This is a genomic window from Stenotrophomonas sp. YJH_SMC_64, from assembly GCF_059371375.1.
Genome location: NZ_JCAFUN010000009.1, coordinates 177,798 through 200,616, shown reverse-complemented (window position 1 = coordinate 200,616; position 22,819 = coordinate 177,798). Strand labels below are relative to the sequence as shown.

Here is a 22,819-nt window from a genome sequence, read left to right as displayed (position 1 = left end):
GGAACAGGTCAGGCGTGGCGCATCGCCAGCACCGCCGGCGACCACGGCTGCATGTGCAGGCGCTGGCTGCCGCCGATGCACAGCGGCTTCATGGCATCGCGCAGCGGGTAGGGCAGATGGCGCAGCACGGTGATCCGCTCGCTGATTGGCAGCAGCGACAGCGCATCGGCCACCACGCGCGGCGAACCGAGCGACAGCGAACGGGCGAACATGACCGGGCCGTGTTGCAACAGTTGGCTGCGCAGGCCGGCAACATCGCGCTCGCCGATCAGGCGGCGCAGGGTGATGTAGAGGATCTTGTAGGACATGGGGGCGATCTCCAGGCAAGCGGCGCCTGGCGGTCCCCCGTCACTCAGGCAGGCAGGGACCGGCGGGCAGGCGCCAGGAACAGGCGGATTGCGGGCATCGGGGGCGCGGTGCGCCCGGCAGGTTCGGGGTCCATCTGCGTCTCCAGGAGGGGAGGGTGCCGGCCAGGATTGCCCTGGCCAATGGCGCTATTGTCCGCCCCTGAATGGGGCTGGCCTAGAGGCTCGTGGGTTAGCTGGGCTATACCTTGGTATAGCCGGGTGGTGTGACTGGCACCTGATACCCGGCCCCGTAGAGTCGACTGTGAATCGACTATCGCGCGCAGCGCGGGCCTCGAAGCAGTGTCGCCAACTGCAGTCGACTCACAGTCGACGCTACTACCTCGCACGGTGGGATGCCGGCCAGCGGCCGGCACTACCCACCTGTTCAGAAGCGGTCGGCAAAGGCATCTGTCGCGCGCACGAGCGCATCGACCGTGGCCGGCTCGTTGGCGCTGTGGCCGGAGGTCACCATCTCCAGGCGCGCTTCCGGCCACGCCTTGGCCAGGTCCCACGCGCTGCGCGGCGGACAGATGATGTCGTAGCGTCCCTGCACGATCACGCCGGGCAGGTGGCGGATGCGATCAATGTTGCGCAGCAGCTGGTCCGGTTCCAGGAAGATGCCGTTGCGGAAGTAGTGCGCTTCGATGCGGGCCTTGGCCAGCGTATCCAGCGGATCATCGGTGGATTGCGCATCCACGTCGTGCTGCAGGGTGGCGGCGTTGTCTTCCCAGCCCAGCCAGGCCTGCGCGGCTTCGACGCGGGTTGCCTCATCCGGGCCATCCATGCGCGTCCAGTAGGCCGCAATCATGTCGCCACGTTCGGCGTGCGGAATATAGGCCTGATAGCGGTCCCAGCGCTCCGGGAAGATCCAGCGCGCACCCCCATCGGCCTCGGCGAACCAGCGGTTCTCCATTTCGCGGCCGAGGAACACGCCACGCACGATCAGGCCGGTGGCGCGCTCGGGATGCGCCTGCGCGTAGGCCAGTGACAGGGTCGAACCCCAGGAGCCGCCATAGACCAGCCAGCGTTCGATGCCCAGATGCTCACGCACCTTCTCGATATCGGCCACCAGGTCCTGCGTAGTGTTGTCGCGCAGCTCGCCGAACGGCGTGGAACGGCCGCTGCCGCGCTGGTCGATCAACATGATGCGGTAGCGCGTCGGGTCGAAGAAGCGGCGATGGGTCGGCGAGATACCGGCGCCCGGGCCGCCGTGCAGGTACACCACCGGAATGCCCTCGGGCGTGCCGCACTCTTCTACATGTAGCGTGTGCAGATCGCTCACCTTCAGGGTGAACTCGCGGTAGGGTTCGATGGCGGGGTACAGGGTGCGCATGGCGGGCATCTCACAAGCAGGGTGGCCAGCATAGCGCCGCCACCTGCGGCTTGCAGCGGTGGCCTCCTGCGCGGCGCTGGAAATGCGCTGGCCGATGCGCATAAGCTTCCGCGATGCAAGCGACCACGACCGGGACGTCCACGTTCAACCTCACCCTCGGCAGCGGCGCGCGCGAGCTGCTGAAGTGGATCGCGCTGCTGGCCATGACCGGCGACCACGTGGCCAAGGTGGTCTTCGGGGGCTACGTGCCGGTGGTCAGCGAACTGGGGCGTATCGCCTTCCCGCTGTTCGCGCTGGTGATGGCCTGCAACCTGGCCCAGCCGGGCGCCGACCTGCGCAAATCGATCCGCCGGCTGGCACTATGGGGGCTGATTGCGCAGCCATTGCACGCATTGGCGTTCGGTTCCTGGCTGCCGCTCAACATCCTGCTCACCTTCACCTTGGCAGTGGTGGCCGTGCATGCGTTTGCGAACAATCGGCCTGTGCTGCTGTTGCTGGCTGCCGGCGTGCTGCCGATGTTCGTGGACTACCAGTGGGCCGGTGTTGGCGCCGTGCTGCTGGCCTGGGTCGCGTTCCGGCATCGGGCGTGGTGGCTGTTGCTGGTTGGGCTTGCAGCGGTGTGCGGGGTCAACCACAACGGCTGGGCACTGCTGGCTGTTCCGGTGGTCGTGCTGGCGACGCGGGTGCCGTGGCGACTGCCGCGCTGGCGCTGGGTGTTCTATGGGTACTACGTGGGGCATCTGGCGGTGCTGGCGGTGGTGGCGCGCGTGCTTTCGTGATCAGTGCGTGCGTGGTCGTGCCTTGTGTCGGTAGATCCACGCCAGGCGTGGATGCGTTTGGCGGATCACCATGGAACCCAGCCAGGCATGGCCTGGCTCTACAGTTTCCGGCAGATCCACGCTATGCGTGGATCCCGTTGACAGTTTGTCGCCCGGCTCAGAAGTCCATCGTCGCAGAGAGCAACACCGTCCTCGGTGCACCCAGCGCCAGGCTTGAAAGCAACGGCATGCCCCAGTACGCCTTGTTGGTCACGTTGTTCACGCTGGCGCGCAGCGCAAGCGGTCGACCCGCCACACTGGTGCTGTAGCGCGCCCCGACATCGAACAACGTACGCCCCGGCACCGACAGGCTATTGTCGGCACTGATGTACTGCTTCGACATCGCCGTGGCATTGCCGGTCAAGGTCAGGCCCTGCAAGGTCGGCACATCCCATTCCACGCCCAGCTTGGCCTGCCGTTGCGCTACGGCCGTGGCGATGCGGCCTTCATTCACGCCACCGGCCGTGCGGGTCAGCTTCGGCTGCACGTACGCCACGCCACCGAGCAGGCGCACGCCATCCAGCGGGGCGCCGAAGAAGCCCCATTCCACGCCGCGATTACGTTGCTCGCCGCCAAACGAGAAGATATTCGTGACCGGGTCGGTGTAGCTGCTCGGTCGCTTGATCTCGTACACGCTGAAGGTGTGCGCGAAGCTGCCCAGGTCCAGCTTCAGGCCCAGCTCTTTCTGCTTGGTGCGGAACGGTGCGAACACATCGCCGGCATTGGCAGCGGTCATCGGCGCGGTGGCGCCCTGGCTGAGGCCTTCAATGTAGTTGGTGTAGAGGGAGACCGTGTCGGTGGTCTTCACCAGCAGCGCCGCTGCCGGCGTGGTGGCGCTCTCGTCGTAGCGCGAGGTGCGCGCACCGGTAGCGACGCTGAAGGTCTCGCTGACCACCTGCTGGCGACGCACGCCCAGCGTCAACTGCACGCGGTCATCGCCGAAGGACAGGGTGTCGGCGAAGCCGAGGCTGTCCAGCGTCAGCTCGGTATGCGAGATGTGCGGTGCCATGAACGGTGCCGCAGGGCCCCACACCGGGTTGTACAGATTGGTGGTCCAGTCCCAGCCCGGCACGCTGCGGCGGCCGTAGTCGTTCTGGGTGTGCTGGTAGTGGGTCACGTTGGCGGCCCACTGGTGGCCGACGCTGCCGGTGCGGAACGAGCCGCGCAGGCCGGCATCTCCGGATTGCTTCCTGATGTCGAAGGCGAGCTGGCCGATCACCGTGGTGAAGTCGCCGGCCGGATTGAGGATCTGCGCGCTGATCGAACCGTTGTAGCGGTAGTCGGTCTTGCTGGTGCCGTAGGCGAGGTAGGCCATCAGGCTATCGTTGATATCCAGCTCGCCGCGCAGCATCGCGCCCTTGTCCTGGCTGTCCACGTAGGCCCAGTCCGGGTTGATCAGCGTATCGCCACGCGGTGGCCGCGGAATGGCCACGCCCGGTGCCAGGCCGACGCCACGGGCCGGGCCGTCAACACGGTCATCGGCACTGTACAGATCGGCCGACAGCCGCGCACGTTCGCCGCGCCAGTCCAGTGCCAGCGACCCGAGCTGTACCTTCTTGCGCTGCTTGCCCACCGCGCCTTCGCCATCACGGTACGCACCGTTGAAGCGGATGCCGAACTGCTTGTCGGCGCCGAGGCGACGGCCGACATCCACGTGGGTGCCGGACTGCGCATCGGAGGCGAAATTGGCACTGACCCGCAGCAATGGCTGCTCGCCCGCACGCTTGGGGACCAGGTTGACGCTGCCACCGACCGAACCGCCCGGCGGCATGCCGTTGAGCAGCGCAGACGGTCCCTTCAGCACTTCGATGCGCTCGAACATTTCCGGCGAGGTGCGGTAGTACGGCGCCATGCCGCTGAGGCCATTGAAGGTGGTGTCGCTGGTGTTGGAGGCAAAGCCTCGGATCGCGTAGTTCTCGCTCCACGCACCGGTGACGCCGTTGCTGAACACCGTGGGGTCGGTGGCGGCAATGACGTCGGTCAGGTCCTTGGCCTGGCGGTCGCGGATGAACGACTCTGTGTAGCTGACCGTATTGAACGGCGTGTCCATGAAATCCTTGTCGCCGAGCAGGCCGACGCGGCTGCCGGCGGCCACTTGCCCGCCCGCATAGTCCGCAGTGACCCGGCGCTGTTCCTGCACCTGCACCGAGGGCAGGGTGGACGGTGCGGTGTCGGCCAGCGCGGCAAACGAGGCCAGCAGCCCCAGCGCGAGGGCGGACATCGGGTAGCGCAGGGGCATGCCCGGCGGATGCGTAAGGCCGGAGGATGCGGCGGCAGCACCATGTTGTGCAGAAGTGAAGTTGTAAACGGTCATGCCAGAGTCCTGTGAATCGCAGGCGCGAGCGCGCCTGGCGCGCTGCCGACGGCAAGCACGGGGAGAGGGCGCAGCGCAGGGTTGTTGGCTGGGTGGGGACCTGGCGGGAGGTGAGCCATGGGCTCGATCACGGGCAGCGTGCTGGACGCCTTCCGAATTAGTTGAGTAAGTTAAACTAAATCAATCGAAGCGGACAAGAGGGTCCCTTTACTGGCACCCTCAGCAGGGTATGGACGCGCACCGTAAGAGCAGGCACCGTATGAGCACGCACCCCGATCCAACGGCGCCGAGCCGTGGCCGCCCGCCCACCATCACCCCGGAGCGCCTGGCCGACATCGGCATCCGTCTGGGCCTGCCCAACCTGACCATGGCCAACGTGGCCGCCGAACTGGCGGTGACCCAGGCGGCGCTGTACAAGCGCGTGGCCAACCTGGAGGCGTTGAAGCGCCTGGTGGCGGAGGCGGTGTTCCAGCGCTGGCAGATTCCGCGCGCGTCGGTCGACGCACCGGGTGGGCTGGAGGCCTATCTGATGGGGTTCGTGGAGTCGCTGTGCGAAGTGGTGAAGGCGCATCCCGGGCTACCGCCCTACCTGCTTCGGCGCACGGTGGCGACCGCGCCGATGCTGGAAAAGATCGCATCGCACCAGGCGCACGTGGCCGAGGTGTTCGGACTGCCGGTGGACAAGGCGCGCTGGCTGCTGGCCACGATCGCCTTCTACTGCATCGCTGGCGCCGACACGATCTATGCGATTGCGGACGACGAGGAGGGGCAGGTGATCACCGAGTTCAAGCAGGGCATGCGGGCGTTGGTGATCGGTTCGCTGGAGGTATCGCGGCTTCGGTAGATCCACGCCATGCGTGGGTGCCGTTGCACGGTTCGCCACGGCCCCATCTACGGATGGCGTGGATCTACAATGCGGCCATGCCTGCCACGCCTACTCTCGATGACCTTCGCCGCTACGCGGTGGCGCGCACCCTGTTCAAGCCGACCACGCTGCTGACCGCGATCCGGCGGCTGGGCTTCGTGCAGGCCGACCCGATCCGCGCACCCGCACGCGCGCAGGACCTGACTCTGCGCCACCGCGTGAAGGATTACCGCGCAGGCGATCTTGAGCGGCGCTACACGCGTCTGCCGGTGGAAGAGGATTGCCTGGTGAACTACGGGTTCCTGCCGCGCGAGCATCTGGCACTGATGCACCCGCGTGTCTCCAAACGCGAGTGGGACGCCGAGACCCATCGCCGTGCGGCCGACGTGCTGGCCTTCGTGCGCGAGCGTGGCAGCGTGCACCCACGCGAGGTCGACCAGGCGTTCGCGCATGGGCGGGTGACCAACTACTGGGGCGGCACCAGCAATGCCAGTACCCATCTGCTGGACGGCATGCACTACCGCGGCCTGCTGCGCGTGCAACGGCGCGATAGCGGTACGCGCATCTACGCGGTGGCCGATCATGCCGAGCCCGATTCCAGCGAACAGGCGCAGATCGAACGTGCTGCCGCCCTGATCGATCTGGTGGTGCGCAAGTACGCACCGCTGCCTTCGGCCAGCCTGACCTATCTGGTGCGCCTGCTGGGCTATGGCGCTCCGCACCTGGCCGAGCAGACCCGCAAGGCATTGGCACTGGCCAAGCAGCAGCTGGCCAGCTGCACGTTGGAGGGCACCACCTGGTACTGGCCGGCGGACGAAAATCCGCGCTCGCGCCGCCATGCGCCGGACGAACAGGTGCGCCTGCTGGCGCCGTTCGATCCGGTGGTGTGGGACCGCCGCCGTTTCGAGTTGCTGTGGGATTGGGTGTACAAGTTCGAGGCGTACACGCCTGCACCGAAGCGCCAGTATGGCTACTACGCACTGCCGGTGTTGTGGCACGACCAGGTGGTGGGCTGGGCCAACCTGAGCATGCGCGAAGGTGAGTTGGTGTCGAACGTGGGCTATGCCGGCAAGTCGCTGGCCCGCGACAAGGTATTTCGTGGTGCGCTGGACGACGAGCTGCAGCGCATGGCGGGGTTCCTGTAGCACCAAGCGGCGCATGGGTACCCATCGCGCCCGGTAGTCGCCAACCTTGGTTGGCGCGGGCTTTCATCGGTGCCCACCAAGGTGGGGATCTACCGGTCAAGCGGCGTCCTTGTGGTCCGCATCGTCCATGCCGGGGCTGACTCGCCGGCCGATGTCCTTCAGCCGCGCGAGCTGATCCACCATCGATGGTGCATCGTCCAGGCTGCCGGCGAAAGGAGGGCGGCACCACCGACCAGCGGTTCAATTGCGAGCAGCATGACCGCAGCGCCAAACATGGATACCAGTGCGGTGGCGATGATCGGCACGTGCTTTTCGAAGAAGTCGACGAACTCGCGGGCCAGAACGACGCGGGCCGCCGAAGTGGAGGTGGCCTGGCCCAGGCGGCGCTGCGCCTGCACCACGCTCACTGCCAGATCGGCATAGATGCGGGTGAACGTCCGGGTATCGACCGCGCGGCGGGCGGCACCGACCAACCAGAACAGCAGCACCACGCCGGCGTAGGAGATGGCATGGCCGATGTTGCCGCTGATGATCGCGTCTACCGCGAAGCCGGCGAACAGCGGATAGGCCAGCAGCAGTGCGTTCTCCAGTGCGACCAGCGAGAACGTGCCGGTGAGCTGCCAGGGGTAGGTGCGCAGGATGGCCTTCAGGGTGGCGGCCGCATTCTGCTGGCCGATGCTGCCGGCGGCGGCCGCTGGATCATGGGGGTGTTTCATGGGATCCCTGGGTGGGTCGGGGGTAGAGTCGACTGTTGGTCGACTGCTCTTTGCGAACTGTTGGAAGAACCCGCGCTTTCGCGCGCAAGTCGCCTGACAGTCGACTCTACCCAGGCAGTTCCGGCATTTCGGGCATTCCAGGGCAACAATGGCCCTCAACGACGCGCGTGCACCGGCCAGCGGATCTCGAACGCGCTACCACCGCGTTCGGTCGCCCTGCATCGCGCCGTTCCGTGATGGGCCACGGCAATCGCGCGCACCACCGCCAGGCCAAGCCCGGAACCACCACTTTGTCGCGAGCGCGACACATCGGTGCGCTGGAAGGCTTCGAAAATGCTGTCGCGAAGGTCGTCCGGCACACCGGGGCCACCATCCTCAACGGTCACGGTGCAATGGCCTTCGGCCAGCGTGACACGGACCCGCAGTGGGCAGGGGATGGCATGGCGCCGCGCATTCTCCAGCAGTGCCAGCACCGCCTGGCGGATGCGTGCCGGATCGCAGTCGGCAAGCGACGGCCGTGCGTCCAAGGTCATCGAGAAACCACTTTCGGTCAACGCCTCGGACATCGCTTCGACCACCGCCGCTACCTGCACGCTGACATCGCTGCGCTGCAGGCGCAGATCCAGGTGACCGCTTTCGGCAAGGCTGACCACGCGCAGGTCTTCGATGATGCGGGTCAGGCCCTCCAGCTGGGTGAGCATGCTGTTGAACTGCTCCGGCCCGGGCTCGAACACGCCTTCGGCGATGCCCTGCAGGCGGCCGCGCAGGATGGTCATCGGCGTGCGCAGTTCGTGTGCGATCGCTGCATTCCAGAACACGCGGTTCTCGGACATCCGGCTGAGCCGCTCGGCCATTGAGTTGAAGTCGCTGACCAGTGTGGCGGCCTCGGTCATCGAGGTGTCGCCGCCGCGCGCACGCGCCTCAAGATCACCGCTGGCGACGCGACGCAGGCTTTCGGCCACTGAGTTGAGCGGGGTGATGATGCGCCGGGTCAGGCGCGAGGCGATCAACGTGGCCAGTGCCACCACCACAGTGGCGGTAAGGCCGATCCACAGCCACTCCAGCCCTGACGGCATGATGGTTTCCGGCTCGTCATACCAGCGTGGATAGAACACCTCCATCAGGTAATAGAACAGGTAGAAACCACTGATCGACAGTACGGTTGAACACAGCGACGCGACCGTGATGGACAGCGTGATCTGGCGCCCGATGCTCTTGCCTTTGGGGTTCATCGGTTCAGTCCAGGAAGCGGTAGCCGACACCGCGGATGGTGGCGGGAATGCCGATGACGCCGACGTCCTCCAGCTTGCGGCGCAGCTTGCTGACGTGGCTGTCCACGGTGCGCTCCTGCGCATCGCCTTCCGGCAGGCAGGTCTGGAGAAGATCCAGCCGGCTGTGCACCATGCGCGGTGCGCGCGCCATGTGCACCAGCAAACGGAACTCGGTGAGTGTGAAATTCAAAGCGTGCACATGGTCATCGGTGCGCACGGTGACCTCATGGCTGCGCAGGTCGATCTCGAACGGGCCCTGCCGGATCAGCCCGTTGGGTTCTTCTGCCATGGGCTTCGCGCTACGGCGCAGCACCGCCTGGATGCGGGCGACGATCTCGGCCGGATTGAAGGGCTTGGCCACATAGTCGTCGGCGCCGACGCGCAGGCCGGTGAGCTTGTCCACGTCCTGGTCCAGTGCGGTGAGCATGATCACCGGGGTGTTGCCGCGCCGGCGCAGCTCACTCAGGACCTGCCAGCCATCCAACTTCGGCATCTGCACGTCCAGCAGCACCAGGTCGGGGCGCAGCTGGCGGTGGCTGGCGAGGGCGGCTTCGCCATCGGCGGCGCGGGCGCTGCGCAACCCGGAGCGGGCCAGGTAGGCGCCGAGAATGTCAGCAATTTCGCCTTCATCCTCGGCAATCAGCACCAGGGGCGCCTGGTGCGTGCGTGCATCGGTCTTCATTGAACGCTGCAGTTTCAAGTGCGAGATGGGGAGTGCCGGCGGCGGTGTCATCGTGGCCGTTCCAGGGTCTGTGCTTCTTCGTGGGCGGCCCAGGCGAGGGTGGCCAGCACCAGCGTGTGCTGCAGGGCGGGCGCCAGCGTTGCGGTCCCGCGCAGGTGCTGTGCGAGCAGGGCCGATACGGCCGCAGGCAGCTTGCTCCACCGTGATTGCATGCCCGTTGCGTCCACCCGGTCCTGCAAGCGGCGGGCCATGCGGACCAGGGCCCACAGGCGCCGGGCAAGCAACGCAGCCACCAGGACCGCCGCTATCCCTGCAGGCATGAGACTCAGGCCAGCGCTGGAGGCGGACCAGGCCGCGAAGCCGATCAGCACCAGCGACGCCAGGGTGCCCGTGCGCGCCGAATGGGCGGGGCCTTCGCTGCGGAAGCACACCAGCGCGGCGGCACCGGCGCCCGCCAGCAGGGGCGGCGCCGGGTTCGCGCTGGCAAGCATCCAGGCGCTGGTCGACGCCATTACCAGTGCAAGCAGCCACGGCGAAGGCGCGCACCAGGCGAGGTAGGCGCGGCGGACATCGATGGGAGGCAGGTCAGGAAACGGGAGGGACACGGCGGGAACGCAGTCGGCGAGGCCGACAAGGCTAGGGGCCGTTGATGGAGACTTGGTCGAGATTGTGTCGAGATTTCATGGACGCGATCCGTGCCGTTCAGGAGCGGACGCCGTGCCTGAACGGATGTGCGGCCTCCATGCAATCTCCACAGTGGCTCCAAGAAACATCCACCACCACCTCCCAGACTGCGGGTTCTGCGGTCACATCCGGTGGCTGCGTGCATGCGAGCCTTACGATGGACAACCGCAGGACCTGGATCATTGCCGCAATCGTTGCGCTTCTTGCAGGCGGCACCGGCTGGTGGCTGTTCGCCGAAAGTGATGATGCCGCGCTGATCACGGCCCCGGCAAGGGTGGCGGACCTGGAAAGGACCGTGCAGGCCGTTGGCCGGGTCAACCCCAAGGAACTGGTGGCGGTGGGTGCGCAGGTATCGGGCCAGGTCAAGCGCCTGCATGTGGTGTTGGGCCAGCGTGTGCACGCTGGTGATCTGATTGCCGAAGTGGATTCGCAGCCGCAGCGCATCGCCCTGCGCAGCGCCGAAGCGGCTGCCAATGCGCTGCGTGCCCAGCATGCCGCCAGCCTGGCGCGCTACGCCCAGGCCATCCGCGTGCATGAGCGCCAGTCGCAGCTGGTGGCGTCTCGGCTGGTCTCGCAGGAAGGTTTCGAGTCCGCGCGGGTGGCGCGCGAAGCGGCGCGCTCTGACGTCGCAGCGCTGCAGGCCCAGATCGAGCAGGCGCTGACCCAGGTGGAAACGGCGCGGATCAACCTGGGCTACACCCGCATCGTCTCACCTTCCGATGGCTACATCGTGGCCATCGTCACCAAGGCCGGGCAGACGCTGAACTCGATGCAGACCACGCCGACCATCGTAATGCTGGCACAGATGGACACGATGACGGTTCGCACCGAGATCGCGGAGGCCGACGTGGAGCTGATCGCGCCTGGCCAACCCCTGTGGTTCTCTACGCTGGGGCCGGGCGGACGCCGCTACGAATCGCATCTGCAGCAGCTTGAACCTGCGCCATCGTCGATTGCCGATGTGGCCACCGGCAACACGGGTGGATCGGCGCAGACGCCGAAGGCGGTGTACTACGCCGGGCTGTTTGACGTACCCAATCCAGGCCTGAAACTGAAGCCGTCGATGACGGTGAAGGTGACGATCCAGCTGGCGCGCGCCGCCAACGCGCTGCAGGTGCCGTTGACAGCAGTGTCCGAGAGCGATGACAAGGCGGGCAACCGCGCGACTGTACAGGTGATCGACGCCAAGGGCCGTGCCCGCGAGCGCGCGGTGACGACCGGCCTGCGCACAGCTACTGCGGTGCAGATCCTGTCCGGCCTCAAGGCAGGCGAGAACGTGGTGGTCGGGCAGGCGCCCAGTGGCGCGGAAGCCGAGCCCACCAGCCTGCTGGGGATGTGAGCATGGCCGACGCGCTGCTGGAACTGCATGGCGTATCGCGCGCCTACCGCTCGGCCGCCGGCGAGGTGGTGGTGTTGAAGGACGTGTCGCTGCGCATCGCGGCGGGCGAGTTCATCGCCATCATCGGCCCGTCCGGTTCGGGAAAATCCACGCTGATGAACATCCTGGGCTGCCTGGACCGGCCAACCGAAGGCAGCTACCGCGTGCACGGCGCCGCAACCGAGCAGATGTCGCCCGATGAACTGGCGCACCTGCGTCGCGAGCATTTCGGTTTCATCTTCCAGCGCTACAACCTGATGGAGAACCTGAGCGCCGCGGAGAATGTGGCACTGCCGGCAGTCTATGCCGGGGTGGAGGCCGATGCGCGCACCACGCGTGCCCGCCTGCTGCTGGAAACGCTTGGCCTGGGCGAGCGGACCGCGAACCGGCCCAGCCAGCTGTCCGGCGGCCAGCAGCAGCGCGTTTCCATTGCGCGTTCGCTGATGAACGGCGGCGCCATCGTGCTGGCCGACGAGCCGACCGGCGCGCTGGATCATGCCAGCGGCAGGCAGGTGATGGCCGAACTCAAGCGCCTGCATGCGCAGGGCCATACCGTGATCCTGGTGACCCATGATGCGGCGACTGCCGCGCACGCTTCACGCGTGATCGAGATCGCAGACGGCCGGGTCGTATCCGACTGTGGTACGGGTGATCCCGCGGTTGCACGCCAAGCCGTCGCGCCCGCGCGCGGCACGGAACCGGGCGCCGAGCGCCGCGCGCGCCTGGATGCGACCAGGGAAGCGGCACGGATGGCGGTACGTTCGATGCTGGCCCATCGCCTGCGCACCTTGCTGACCATGCTGGGCATCATCATCGGCGTGGCTGCGGTGGTGACCGTGGTTGCGTTGGGCAAGGGCGCACGGGCGCAGGTCGAGTCACAGATCAACGAACTGGGTGCCAGTACGCTGGAGATCTTCCCGGGTGCGGATTTCGGCGACCCGCGCTCGGCCGAGATTGAAACGCTGGTCGTGGACGATGCCGATCACCTGGCCGCATTGAGTTACGTAGACAGCGTAAGCCCCAACCTGAGCAGCTCGGTGGCCGCTCTGCAGGGCAACCGGCGCGCCAACACACAGGTGCTTGGCGTGGGCGCTGATCTACCCCGCGTGCGCGGGCTGCGCCTGAAGGCGGGCCGGTTCTTCACCGATGCCGAGGTGGAGGCGCATCGCGCGGTGGCCGTGCTCGACCAGAAGGCGGCCAAGGCATTGTTCAACGGCAATCCGATCGGCGGCACGGTGCTGCTGGGCGGCATGCCGGTGGACGTGATCGGGGTGGTGGGTGCCAGTGCATTCGCAGGCGGCGCGACGCCCACGGTCTACGTGCCTTACACCTCGGCGGCCTCGCGCCTGCTTGGCAGCCAGCGGCTGGAGAGCATCACCGTACGCGTGCGCGATGACGTATCAACCCGTGCAGCTGAGGCCTCGCTGGGTGCGGAACTGCAGCGGCTGCATGGGCGCCGCGATTTCTTCATCTACAACTCGGACCAGATCCGCAAGGCGGTGATGAAGTGCAGCCAGACCATGGCGGCGCTGGTCTCGGCGATTGCGGCGGTGGCGCTGGTGGTCGGTGGCGTGGGCGTGATGAACATCATGCTGGTGTCGGTGAAGGAGCGCGTGCGCGAGATCGGTGTGCGGCTGGCGGTGGGGGCTCGGCAGGGCGACATCCTGCGCCAGTTCCTGATCGAGGCCGTATTGATCTGCCTGTTCGGTGGCGTGCTGGGCGTGTTGTCCGCGTTGGGTGTGGGAGCCTTGTCCAGTCTGCTGTCACTGGGCGTGCCGTTCCTGTTCACGCCTGGGCCGGTGCTCGCCGCGCTGGCATGTTCGTCTGCAATCGGGCTGGGTTTCGGCTACTTCCCGGCCCGCAATGCCGCACAGCTGGACCCGATCCAGGCACTGGCGGCGGAGTAGCGTCGTCCGCGGTGGCACCGTAGAGCCGGGCCCGCGCTCGGCTGCTCTCCATTCAGACCGCGATGCGCCCTGCGCCGCGCGCAGCAAGCCGAGCATGGGCTCGGCGCTACAGCGACTCAGCGCGCCTTGCCTTTGATCGGCACGCTTGCTCGCAGCTGCGCATAGCCGCTGTCGCCCCAGTGCCGGGTGATGCGCTGGAAGAACAACGAGTTGGGCACGCGCAGCAGGCAACCGCGCGCGCCTTCGCCACGATCACTCAGCGTGGTGTAGATCAGGTTGATGTCCACCACCTGGCCGCACAGGCCCGGCTTGTCCACGCTTTCCAGCACTTCGATGGTGTCATTGATGCGGAACGGGCGCGTGGCGACGATCAGGAACGAACAGAACAGGTTGGACAACACGCTCCACGCGGCAAAGAACGCCACCGCGCCGACCGCCATGAACCCGGTCAGCGCGGTCCACAGCACCGAGCGCGAAACGCCCAGTCGCTCCAGTATCAGCAGCGCGGCCGCCAGATACAGCAGCAGGGCACCGCCGCGGCGCAGGCCCACATGAAGCTCTGGAGCCAGCCTGCCGCGTTGCCGGGCCTGCACCAGCAGCCACGCCAGCGCACGCACCATCACCCATGCGACGCCGAGAATGGCCAGCACCTCCGCCACCGGCACAACCACGGTCAGCCAGTCCTCGATCCAGGCAGGCAATCCGGTCATGGAGGCTACAGCGTCGCCGCGCCGCCAGAAATGGTCAGCAGTGCACCAGAGGTATAACTGGCACTGTCCGAAGCCAGCATCACATAGGCCGATGCCAGTTCGGCTGGCTGCCCGGGGCGGCCGAACGGCGTCTGCGAGCCGAACTGCTCGACCTCCTCGGCGGCCATGCCTGCCGGAATGAACGGCGTCCAGATCGGGCCGGGCAGCACCGCATTGACGCGGATCTGATGCTCGGCCAGCAGGCCCGCCAGCCCCAGCGTCAGGTTGGCCACCGCGCCCTTGGTCGCGGAGTACGGAAGGATGTTCGGGGTCGGCCGCTTGGAATTGACCGATGCGGTGTTGATGATCGCGCCGCCACCGCGCAGGTGCGGGACGCACAACCGGGTCAGATTGAACACGGCATGGACATTGGTATCGAACGTCCGCTTCCAGTCATCCAGGGTGATGTCGTCGAAGTGCTCGTAGTAGCGCTGGTAGGCCGCGTTGTTGACCAGGATGTCGAGGCCGTCCAGTTCGCTGGCCACGCGGTCCACGAGCGAGCGCGCCTGTGCCGGGTCGCTGATGTCACACGGCACCAGCACGGCCTTGCGCCCGGCCTGTTCGATCTGCTGCTGCACATGGCGGGCATCGTCCTGCTCACCATCGAGGAACGCGATGGCAACGTCGGCGCCTTCGCGCGCAAAGGCGATGGCCACGGCTGCGCCGATGCCGCTGTCACCGCCGGTGATCAGTGCCTTCTTGCCCTGCAGCAAGCCATGGCCGCGATAGCTGTTCTCGCCGTGGTCCGGCCGCGGCTGCATCTGCGCGGTCTTGCCGGTGAAGGATTGCTGTTGGGCGGGGAAGGGCGGGCGTGGGTAGTCGGGCAGGGCCATCGTCACTCTCCGTAAGGAAACCGGCGCCAGTCTCCCCCTATACGGGTAAACGGCCGGAGGGCGCGGTGTCGTTGCAGCGTGGACGCCTGCGCGGAGGACTTCACAACGGATGGGCGATCGTGGTCATGATGCTGTTGGCCGGTTGCCGTGAATCCAGCCGCGTGTGCTGCACGATGATCGGCTGGTCGGATTCAACGAGGGTGGCAAAGCCGGTGCCGCGCGGCACCGGCGCCGGATCCTGCAGGTCGTTGAAGCGCAGGTGACAGGTGCGTCGCGCCGGCACGGTGACCCGGTAGGGGCCCACCGGATCACGGTCTTCGAAGTAGAGGGTGAGCGTGACATGCGCGGGCTCGTCGCCGGCATTGAGTACGCAGCAGGTTTCGTGACTCTGCATCTCCGGTGACGGGCCGTTGCTCCAGGCTGGAATGTAGCCCTCGGCGATAGCCCAGCGTCGATGCCCGATGCAGGAAGCGTTCGTTTCCATGACGCGGTTTTAGCTGGAGGGGTGTTGCCATCGTGTCCAGTCCCCGCACGGAATCCGTGATGACCATCGGCTACCACGCATCGCATGAGCAGTTCCCGCCCGCCACCTTGCTGGGCCTGGCGCTGCGCGCCGAACAGGCGGGATTCGAGGCCGTGATGTGCTCGGACCATTTCCATCCATGGACGACTGCGCAAGGGCAGTCCGGCCACAGCTGGGTGTGGGCCGGTGCGCTGGCGGTGCAGAGCGCGTTGACCCTGGGCATGGTGACCTGCCCGATGCTGCGCCAGCACCCGGCATTGGTGGCACAGGCAGCGGCGACGCTGGAGCAGCTGGCGCCGGGCCGGATCTGGCTGGCGCTGGGTACCGGCGAGGCCCTGAACGAGCGCATCACCGGCCAGGCGTGGCCAGCCAAGCGCGAGCGGCAGAAGGCACTGCGCGATGCGGCCGAGGTCATGCGGCGGCTGTGGGGTGGCGAGCAGGTCGACCACGACGGTGGCTTCCAGGTGCGCCAGGCACGGCTCTACAGTCGCCCGGCGCTTCCCCTGCCGCTGCTGGGTGCAGCGGTCACGGAGGAGACTGCACGTTGGATGGGGGGCTGGGCCGATGGTCTGATCACCATCAGCCAACCGCTGGCGCAGCTACAGCGTGTGGTGGCAGCGTTCGAGGCAGGCGGTGGCAGGGGCAAGCCGATGTACCTGCAGGCCAAGCTCTCCTACGCGCGCGCCGAACAGGCGGCGCTGGAAGGTGCGATGGAGCAGTGGAGTGCCAACGTGCTGTCGCCGGAACTGGCCGAAGGCCTGGACCAGCCCGAACAGTTCGAAGCACAGGCCCGATCGGTCAGCGCCGAGGTGGTGCGCCAGCACGTGCATGTCTCGGCAGACCTGGGCCAGCATCGGGCCTGGCTGCAGGAGCTGCAGGGACTGGGGTTCGATCGCATCTACCTGCACAACGTGAACCGCGAGCAGGAACGCTTCATCGACGACTTCGCCGAACACGTGCTGCCCGCGCTGCGCACTCAGGCACCTTCGGCAGCCAGCCACGTATAGCCGTGACCCTGCAGGTAACAGCGGCGACCCTGCAGTTTGGCGCCGTGGCCCACCAGCGTGTTCAGCGGGCCGCGCAGGGGTACGTTCACCTCGACCGGCTCGTCGCCGAAGTTGATCAGTGCCAGTGCCTGATGAGGTGCCTCACCGTAGCGGAGCATCAGCAGCGCAGGTGAGGGTTGGTCGAGCGTGTGAGGACCCTGCTGCAGCACGGAATGTCCATTGCGCTGCTGCAGCAGCTCGCGCACCCGCAGCAGCAGTGAACCTGGCGTCGCGCGTTGCGCCTCGACGTTGACCGTGCGGTAACCGTAGGGGCCGTCTGCCGGTGGCGCGCGCCAGGCATGCCGCGGTTCGTCGGTGAACCCAGCCCCTGGGCCGTTATGCCAGTGCATCGGCATGCGCACGGCATTGCGTTCGGGCAATTCCAGGCAATCACCGAGGCCGATCTCTTCGCCATAGCGGATCACCGGCACCTGGCCCAGCGAGAGCAGCGCCGCCCAGGCCATGGCCTGCCATGCGATGTCGCCCTCCAGCATCGGTGCCAGCCGGCGGCGGATGCCACGGCCATAGATGCGCATGCCACGCTCAGGGGCGAAGCGTTCCATCACCGCTTCGCGCTCATCCGGCTCCAACTGCTCAAGGTCCAGTTCATCATTGTTGCGCAGCCAGGCAATGCGTGTGTCCGGCGGCGCGTGCGGGCCGTACTCGGCCATGACCCGCGCCACTTCGCTGGCATCGCCGCGTGCCAGTGCCAGGAAGAAATGATTGTTGAGGTGGAAATCCAGCAGGTGCGAAAGCCGCCGCCCGTGGCACAGGAAGTCACCGTAGTGGGACGCGCGGACATCCGCTTCGCCGATCAGTGGCAGCCCTGGTTGCTGCGCGTCTGCCGTGGCGCGCATCGCCTCCAGCAGCCACAGCCCGTCGTCGCGCGGGTCGGCGTGGCGGGCGCGCTCGACCATGTACGGAACGGCGTCCACGCGGAAGCCGGCCACGCCGCGCTGCAGCCAGAACGTCATTACCCGCAGCAGTTCCTCGCGTACCGGCGCATGGGCCAGGTCGAGGTCTGGCTCGTGCCGGTAGAACATGTGCCGGTTGAACGCGCCGGCCGTGGCATCCCATGTCCAGACAGAGGCCTCGATCGGCGGGAACATCGGCTGCAGGCCGTCGTCAGGCATGTGGTCGCTCCACAGGTACCAGCGGCGCCAGGCCGGGTCGCCCTGCTGTGCGGCGACGAACCACGGGTGCGCGCTGGCGGTGTGCTGCATCACCAGTTCGACGATGATGCCGATGCCGCGCGCGTCGGCCGCATCGACCAGGCGCTGGAAGGCGGTCTCGTCGCCCAGGCGTGGATCGATGCGGTAGTGATCGGTGACATCGTAGCCGCCATCACGGCCGGCGTTGCAGTAGAACGGCAGCAGCCACACATGGCTGATGCCGAGCCACTGCAGGTAGTCCAGCTTTTCGGTGATGCCATCCAGGGTGCCCCAGCCGCGGCCTTGGCTGTCGCGGAACAGATACGGGTCGACCTGGTAGATCGCGCGCAGCGGACGCACCGCCATGGGGCTTCTCCGGCACTGTTCACGGGTGACCAGCCTGCTGTGCGCCGTGGCAGCGGTTCGTGAACCGAATGGCACCGCATCATGACGTGGCATCCACGGCCCGTGCATGCCCGGGCGCGCAGAGTGAATGCTCGTCCCGCTGCGCCGAGGAGCCTTTATCCATGCCCCGCCGCAAAACGCTTCGTATTGCGACGTTCAACGTCAACGGCATCGGCACGCGCCTGCCGCAGCTGCTGGACTGGCTGCACAGGGAATCGCCGGACGTGGTTGCCCTGCAGGAGCTGAAGGCCACCGACGCAGCGTCTCCCGCTGCGGCATTGGAAGAGGCCGGCTACGGTGCGCTCTGGCAGGGTGAGGCGCGCTGGAACGGCGTGGCGCTGCTGGCCCGGGGGACCATGCCGGTCGAGAGCCGCCGCCGATTGCCGGGCGAACCCAAGGATGCGCAGAGTCGCTACCTGGAGGCGGCGGTGCACGGCGTCATCGTGGGTGCCCTCTACCTGCCCAACGGCAACCCGCAGCCCGGGCCCAAGTTCGACTACAAGCTGCGCTGGATGGAACGCCTGATCCGGCATGCACGCAGCCTGGTCGAGCTGCCGCACCCGGCGCTGCTGCTGGGTGATTTCAACGTGATTCCCACAGACGCCGATGTCTATGATCCCAAGGCCTGGCGGCGCGATGCGCTGTTCCAGCCCGAGGTTCGCGATGCCTTCGAGCGGCTGCTCGCGCAGGGCTGGACCGATGCGCTGCGGAAGGTGCACGGCGGCGCCACGATCTACACCTTCTGGGACTATTTCCGCCAGCACGCCGAGCGCGACCGTGGGCTGCGCATCGATCATCTGCTGTTGAATCCCGTACTGACGGAACGACTGAAGGATGCGGGCGTCGACCGTTGGGTGCGGCTGCAGGAAAAGGCCAGCGACCACGCACCGGCTTGGGTGACGGTGCGTGCGTGATCAACGCGCGGCAGGGTCTTCGCGTCGCTCCCGACGCACGCGCGCGCGGGTTCGGTACAGGCGGCTGTCCGCCTTCTGGATGGTGTCGGCCACGGGCTCACCGGCCGTGTTGATGGCCGCGCCCATCGAGAACGCGCTGGGCGAAAGCGCGGCGTGGTCCTGGTACCAGTGCTCGAGTTCGCTTAGGCGGCCATTCGCTGGCGCGACCAGCACTACCATGAACTGGTCGCCACCCAGCCGTACCACGGTCTCGTCCTTGCCCAGCGGCGAGCGCAGGAAGGTGGCGAACTCGACCAGCACGGCATCGCCACGGCGGTGGCCCTGGGTGTCGTTGATGTGCTTGAAATGGTCCAGATCGAACATCACGCAGGCCCAGCGCTCGTCAATCAGTTCATCCAGCCGGTGCAGGTAACGCCGGTTGTAGCACTGCGTGAGCGGATCCTTGAAGGACATGTCGCGCAGCTGCTGCTCCTGCATCCTCAGCGCGGTGACGTCCTGTGCATGCCCCAGCACGTAGGGCGGGCTGGCTTCGTTGTCGAGCACGTTGTGGTACGCCCAGTAGTGGCGCGTACCATCGGCGGCAATCAGCTCGATCACGCCAGCGTCGGTGTGGTTTGCCTGGATCCGGGCGAGGTAGGCCCTGAAGCCTTCGCGTTTTTCCGGCGGCATCAAGTCACACAGGCTGCGCCCGATCATCTGGCTTTCCTCGAAGCCCAGTGACTGCACCGCCGCCGGATTCACCGAGGTCAATGTGCCGTCCAGCGTGTGGGTGCAGATCAGGCCCAGACTGTAGTGGAACAGCCGACGGTAGCGGGTTTCGCTCGCTTCCAGTGCGTCGAGCGCGGCTCGTTCGTCCGTGATGTCCTGGATCGCCCCGACCAGGCGCGGATGGCCGTCGACCTGTTGCCGGCTACCGACCACCCGGGTCCAGATCGCGCGCCCGTCGGCCGTGGTCATCGGCAGCTGTACTTCCCACGATGTCCCCTCGTCGATGCAGCGCTGTACCGCCGCCTGGATGATATTGCGGCTGTCCTCGCGATAGAACGAGAGTGCGGTCTCCAACGTGGGCGTGAAGTTGCTGCGTACGCCATGCAACTGCTTGGTTTCCCGAGTCCAGCGCACCTCGTTGGTCAGCAGGTCCATCTCCCAGCCGCCTACCCGTGCGGCACGGTTGGTACGCTCCAGGAAGTCCTCACTGCGTTTCAGCTCGCGATGCAGCGCCTTGGCCTGGCCAACCTGCGCCATGAGGGTGCTGCGCTGTTCCAGCACCTGGGTGGTGACCCGAGCCAGATGCACCATCAGTTCGCGCTGGGAGGGTGACAGCACACCGGGCATCGGGTCGAGCAGGCACAGCGTGCCGATGCGTGCGCCGTGCGTCGATCCCAGGGGAATGCCGGCGTAGTGGCGGATGCGTGGCCCACCGGTGACCAGCGGATTGGTGGAAAAGCGTGGGTCCTGGCGCGCATCGGGTATCTCGAACAGCTCGTCCTGGCGTATGGCATGGGTGCAGAAGGAGATCTCGCGGGCGGTCTCGCTGACGCCCTCCAGACCGATGTTGGCCTTGAACCATTGGCGGTCTTCGGCCACCACGGTGATCAGGCCCATGGTCAGGCCGGTCGCGGCGCGGGCCGCGGCGACGATGGCATCGAATACCGGCTCCGGTGGCGTATCCAACAGGTGCAGTCGTTCGATTTCGAGCAGTCGTTCGGCTTCGTCCATGGCGCTTTTCAGGGCTGGGTGGCGAGGGCGGTTGCGGCGGCTGTCTGGCGCTACGCTAGTGCGCGCGCCGTTATGTATCGCCACGGCGGGGTGATGCCGATGTGAGGTGGGCGCGCCGGCTCAGTGCCGTTGGAGCGAGGCCTGCAAGGCGGTGGCCAGTGCAGCGTCTCCGGAGACCAGGTCCTGCCAGCGCAGTGTGATGCCCTTGCGCCGCCCCTTCTCAACCAGCTTGAGGCCCTCAGGGGCCACGGTGAGAGTGTAGGGTTGGCCGTCGATGCGCAGTTCGCGGCGCAGTGGTTTGTCGAGCGGGGTCATCATCGTTTCCTCGCTGGGGCGGAAGCGCGACGTGGCTGGATCGATACGTGACGGTGATCACGGATGTGCCAACGCCAGGGGAAATCAACAGCGCGGGTGATGCCGATGCGGGGCCCGACCACTGGATCCTCCGGCGGCGGCACGCCGTCGCTGGCGATGACAATGCCGTGGTTGCCGGTCACCAGATCAGCGCCGTCGAAGCTGCGGTCCAGCCCGAAGGCCTGCGAGAGCTTGCCGGGCCCGCTGGCCAGATCGTGGTCGCGGCGCGCGGCGGGACGCAGTTCGCGCATGCGCTCCAGGCCCACCAGCGGCTCGATGGCCCGCAGCAGCACCGCCACGCCTTCACCCACTTCGCCGCAGACAACGTTGCTGCCCCAGTGCATGCCGTAAGTGAAGTAGACATACAGGTGGCCGGCCTCGCCGAACATGCTGGCCGTGCGCGGGGTCTGCCCGCGATAGGAGTGTGCGGCCGGATCGACACTGCCCGCGTAGGCTTCGACTTCAACGATGCGACCGGCCCGGCCATCGTCACGGACGAGGAGTTTGTTGAGCAGCTCGGGCGCAACCTCGACGGGCGGGCGCCGATAGAAGCTGCGGGGGAGGATCTGAAGAGAGGCGGGCAACCAATCCGGCACGGTAGAGGCAGGCTCGGGAAAACGGTGATGGCACTGTGGCACCAGACAGGTGAAACGGGCGCAGACGCAGTGTCATTCCTGCGCAGGCGGAACGGCCAGTGCCGCGCGGCGGGAGGCGTAGACCTCGGGTGTCTGCGGCTTGATGAACAGTGCCACCAGTTCCGGATACTCGCGCTTCACGGCTGATTCGATGCGGGTGATGCACGCCTCGATCTGCGGTGTCTTCCGGTCATCCTCGAACTCGGCGCTGAGCATGGCCACGACCTGTTCGGGGCCCATCTGCATGGTGGTCACGCCATTTGCGCGGCGCAGGTCCGGATCGGTTTCCGCCACCGCCATGATCCGCTCGGCCACCGCCGGATGGGCCGGCTCACCCACCAGCAGTCCCTTGGTTTCGCGTGCGAGAAGAAAGGCGGTGGCGGCAAGCACGCCGGCGATGCACAGCGACGCCACACCATCAAGCACCGGCATGTCCAGGACCTGGGCGGCCACGAGCCCGATCAGTGCGAAACCCAGGCCCAGCAGGGCCGCGCTATCCTCCAGCAGCACGGTGAAGGTGGACGGGTCCTTGCTGCGACGGAAGGCTTCGAAGTAGCCCAGTTTGCCCTTGGTACGCCGGAACTCGCGCAGCGCCACCCACCAGGAGGCCCCCTCGAACAGGATGGAGATGCCCAGCACGCTGTAGCTCAACGCGTGGTTGGTGGCCGGCTCCGGCCGGCGGATGTGCTGGATGCCCTCGTAGGCCGAAACACCGGCGCCGGCGGCGAACACCAGCAGGGCGACGATGAAGCTCCAGAAGTACAGCTCGCGGCCGTAGCCGAACGGATGCACGGGGTCTGGCGCCTTGCCGGCGCGGCGCAGGCCGTACAAGAGCAGGAGTTCATTCAATGTGTCGACCAGCGAATGCACGCCCTCACTGAGCATGGCCGAGCTGCCGGAGATGCCGGCAGCAATGAACTTGGCGATGGCGATGGCCAGGTTGCCCGCGAGGGCGGCGTAGATGACCAGACGGGAACCGGTGGGAGCGGACATTTCGGCGGCGGGGTGAGGCGGATTCCTGATCTTCCTG

General features: G+C 66.9%; 22 protein-coding genes. 7 read left to right on the top strand and 15 right to left on the bottom strand.

What is annotated here, in order from left to right:
* Positions 1 to 8: 8 nt before the first annotated feature.
* Positions 9 to 308 carry a hypothetical protein gene (locus tag AC5P9L_RS11845; protein WP_005409807.1) on the bottom strand — a complete coding sequence of 100 codons (300 nt, stop codon included), beginning with the start codon at positions 306 to 308 and terminating at the stop codon, positions 9 to 11.
* Positions 309 to 732: 424 nt separating this feature from the next.
* Positions 733 to 1,680, bottom strand: a complete 948-nt coding sequence (gene pip / locus AC5P9L_RS11840; protein WP_279915530.1) for a prolyl aminopeptidase — start codon at positions 1,678 to 1,680, stop codon at positions 733 to 735.
* Between the two features lie 113 nt (positions 1,681 to 1,793).
* Between pip and AC5P9L_RS11835 the strand changes: the two genes are divergently transcribed.
* The gene (locus AC5P9L_RS11835; RefSeq protein ID WP_062607165.1) at positions 1,794 to 2,459 is read left to right on the top strand and encodes a TraX family protein; all 666 of its coding nucleotides are present in this window, start codon (positions 1,794 to 1,796) and stop codon (positions 2,457 to 2,459) included.
* A gap of 157 nt (positions 2,460 to 2,616) precedes the next feature.
* On the opposite strand, the gene AC5P9L_RS11830 is transcribed toward AC5P9L_RS11835, so the two are convergent.
* Positions 2,617 to 4,812, bottom strand: coding sequence for a TonB-dependent receptor (locus AC5P9L_RS11830; RefSeq protein WP_062607162.1), 2,196 nt, complete (start codon positions 4,810 to 4,812; stop codon positions 2,617 to 2,619).
* 259 nt (positions 4,813 to 5,071) lie between these two features.
* Here AC5P9L_RS11830 and AC5P9L_RS11825 point away from each other — a divergent pair, with 259 nt between their 5' ends.
* Together AC5P9L_RS11825 and AC5P9L_RS11820 are read left to right on the top strand one after the other, a co-directional pair.
* Complete coding sequence (locus AC5P9L_RS11825; RefSeq protein WP_043033369.1) at positions 5,072 to 5,656, top strand: TetR/AcrR family transcriptional regulator; 585 nt, start codon at positions 5,072 to 5,074, stop codon at positions 5,654 to 5,656.
* Positions 5,657 to 5,733: 77 nt separating this feature from the next.
* Positions 5,734 to 6,822 carry a DNA glycosylase AlkZ-like family protein gene (locus AC5P9L_RS11820; protein WP_154329457.1) on the top strand — a complete coding sequence of 363 codons (1,089 nt, stop codon included), beginning with the start codon at positions 5,734 to 5,736 and terminating at the stop codon, positions 6,820 to 6,822.
* Between the two features lie 158 nt (positions 6,823 to 6,980).
* On the opposite strand, the gene AC5P9L_RS11815 is transcribed toward AC5P9L_RS11820, so the two are convergent.
* From AC5P9L_RS11815 to AC5P9L_RS11800, 4 genes are all read right to left on the bottom strand, one after another.
* Complete coding sequence (locus tag AC5P9L_RS11815) at positions 6,981 to 7,538, bottom strand: ABC transporter six-transmembrane domain-containing protein (RefSeq protein WP_229298673.1); 558 nt, start codon at positions 7,536 to 7,538, stop codon at positions 6,981 to 6,983.
* A gap of 155 nt (positions 7,539 to 7,693) precedes the next feature.
* Positions 7,694 to 8,770 carry an ATP-binding protein gene (locus AC5P9L_RS11810; RefSeq protein ID WP_062607160.1) on the bottom strand — a complete coding sequence of 359 codons (1,077 nt, stop codon included), beginning with the start codon at positions 8,768 to 8,770 and terminating at the stop codon, positions 7,694 to 7,696.
* A 4-nt stretch (positions 8,771 to 8,774) separates the two neighbouring features.
* A complete protein-coding gene (locus AC5P9L_RS11805) occupies positions 8,775 to 9,491 on the bottom strand; it encodes a response regulator (RefSeq protein ID WP_279915527.1) in 717 nt (238 codons plus the stop codon).
* 47 nt (positions 9,492 to 9,538) lie between these two features.
* A complete protein-coding gene (locus tag AC5P9L_RS11800; protein ID WP_005413560.1) occupies positions 9,539 to 10,003 on the bottom strand; it encodes a hypothetical protein in 465 nt (154 codons plus the stop codon).
* 329 nt (positions 10,004 to 10,332) lie between these two features.
* Between AC5P9L_RS11800 and AC5P9L_RS11795 the strand changes: the two genes are divergently transcribed.
* Both AC5P9L_RS11795 and AC5P9L_RS11790 read left to right on the top strand, forming a co-directional pair.
* Positions 10,333 to 11,514, top strand: a complete 1,182-nt coding sequence (locus tag AC5P9L_RS11795; protein ID WP_279915526.1) for an efflux RND transporter periplasmic adaptor subunit — start codon at positions 10,333 to 10,335, stop codon at positions 11,512 to 11,514.
* 2 nt (positions 11,515 to 11,516) lie between these two features.
* Positions 11,517 to 13,460: a MacB family efflux pump subunit gene (locus AC5P9L_RS11790; protein WP_495230623.1), complete on the top strand. Its 1,944-nt coding sequence runs from the start codon at positions 11,517 to 11,519 to the stop codon at positions 13,458 to 13,460.
* 116 nt (positions 13,461 to 13,576) lie between these two features.
* Here the strand turns inward: AC5P9L_RS11790 and AC5P9L_RS11785 are convergent, their stop codons facing one another.
* The 3 genes from AC5P9L_RS11785 to AC5P9L_RS11775 form a co-directional block, all read right to left on the bottom strand.
* Complete coding sequence (locus AC5P9L_RS11785; protein ID WP_279915524.1) at positions 13,577 to 14,170, bottom strand: mechanosensitive ion channel domain-containing protein; 594 nt, start codon at positions 14,168 to 14,170, stop codon at positions 13,577 to 13,579.
* Positions 14,171 to 14,175: 5 nt separating this feature from the next.
* Positions 14,176 to 15,042 (bottom strand): glucose 1-dehydrogenase, encoded by an 867-nt coding sequence (locus AC5P9L_RS11780; RefSeq protein ID WP_279915523.1) that lies wholly within the window; start codon positions 15,040 to 15,042, stop codon positions 14,176 to 14,178.
* Between the two features lie 100 nt (positions 15,043 to 15,142).
* Positions 15,143 to 15,526 carry a sensory rhodopsin transducer gene (locus AC5P9L_RS11775; protein ID WP_005409793.1) on the bottom strand — a complete coding sequence of 128 codons (384 nt, stop codon included), beginning with the start codon at positions 15,524 to 15,526 and terminating at the stop codon, positions 15,143 to 15,145.
* Positions 15,527 to 15,585: 59 nt separating this feature from the next.
* Here AC5P9L_RS11775 and AC5P9L_RS11770 point away from each other — a divergent pair, with 59 nt between their 5' ends.
* Complete coding sequence (locus AC5P9L_RS11770; RefSeq protein ID WP_279915522.1) at positions 15,586 to 16,572, top strand: TIGR03885 family FMN-dependent LLM class oxidoreductase; 987 nt, start codon at positions 15,586 to 15,588, stop codon at positions 16,570 to 16,572.
* Here AC5P9L_RS11770 and AC5P9L_RS11765 read toward each other — a convergent pair.
* Positions 16,542 to 18,128, bottom strand: a complete 1,587-nt coding sequence (locus AC5P9L_RS11765; protein ID WP_099474435.1) for an alpha-amylase family protein — start codon at positions 18,126 to 18,128, stop codon at positions 16,542 to 16,544. The two genes, AC5P9L_RS11770 and AC5P9L_RS11765, sit on opposite strands and share 31 nt — an antisense overlap.
* Positions 18,129 to 18,289: 161 nt before the next feature.
* Here AC5P9L_RS11765 and xth point away from each other — a divergent pair, with 161 nt between their 5' ends.
* The gene (gene xth, locus AC5P9L_RS11760) at positions 18,290 to 19,081 is read left to right on the top strand and encodes an exodeoxyribonuclease III (RefSeq protein ID WP_279915521.1); all 792 of its coding nucleotides are present in this window, start codon (positions 18,290 to 18,292) and stop codon (positions 19,079 to 19,081) included.
* On the opposite strand, the gene AC5P9L_RS11755 is transcribed toward xth, so the two are convergent.
* From AC5P9L_RS11755 to AC5P9L_RS11740, 4 genes are all read right to left on the bottom strand, one after another.
* Positions 19,082 to 20,800, bottom strand: coding sequence for a PAS domain S-box protein (locus tag AC5P9L_RS11755; RefSeq protein WP_279915520.1), 1,719 nt, complete (start codon positions 20,798 to 20,800; stop codon positions 19,082 to 19,084).
* A gap of 120 nt (positions 20,801 to 20,920) precedes the next feature.
* Positions 20,921 to 21,115, bottom strand: a complete 195-nt coding sequence (locus AC5P9L_RS11750; protein WP_049450785.1) for a hypothetical protein — start codon at positions 21,113 to 21,115, stop codon at positions 20,921 to 20,923.
* Positions 21,115 to 21,750 (bottom strand): DNA-3-methyladenine glycosylase, encoded by a 636-nt coding sequence (locus AC5P9L_RS11745; protein ID WP_049450784.1) that lies wholly within the window; start codon positions 21,748 to 21,750, stop codon positions 21,115 to 21,117. The genes AC5P9L_RS11750 and AC5P9L_RS11745 overlap by 1 nt, the downstream gene beginning before the upstream one ends.
* Positions 21,751 to 21,822: 72 nt before the next feature.
* Positions 21,823 to 22,782: a cation diffusion facilitator family transporter gene (locus tag AC5P9L_RS11740; protein ID WP_033834272.1), complete on the bottom strand. Its 960-nt coding sequence runs from the start codon at positions 22,780 to 22,782 to the stop codon at positions 21,823 to 21,825.
* Between the last annotated feature and the right edge of the window lie 37 nt (positions 22,783 to 22,819).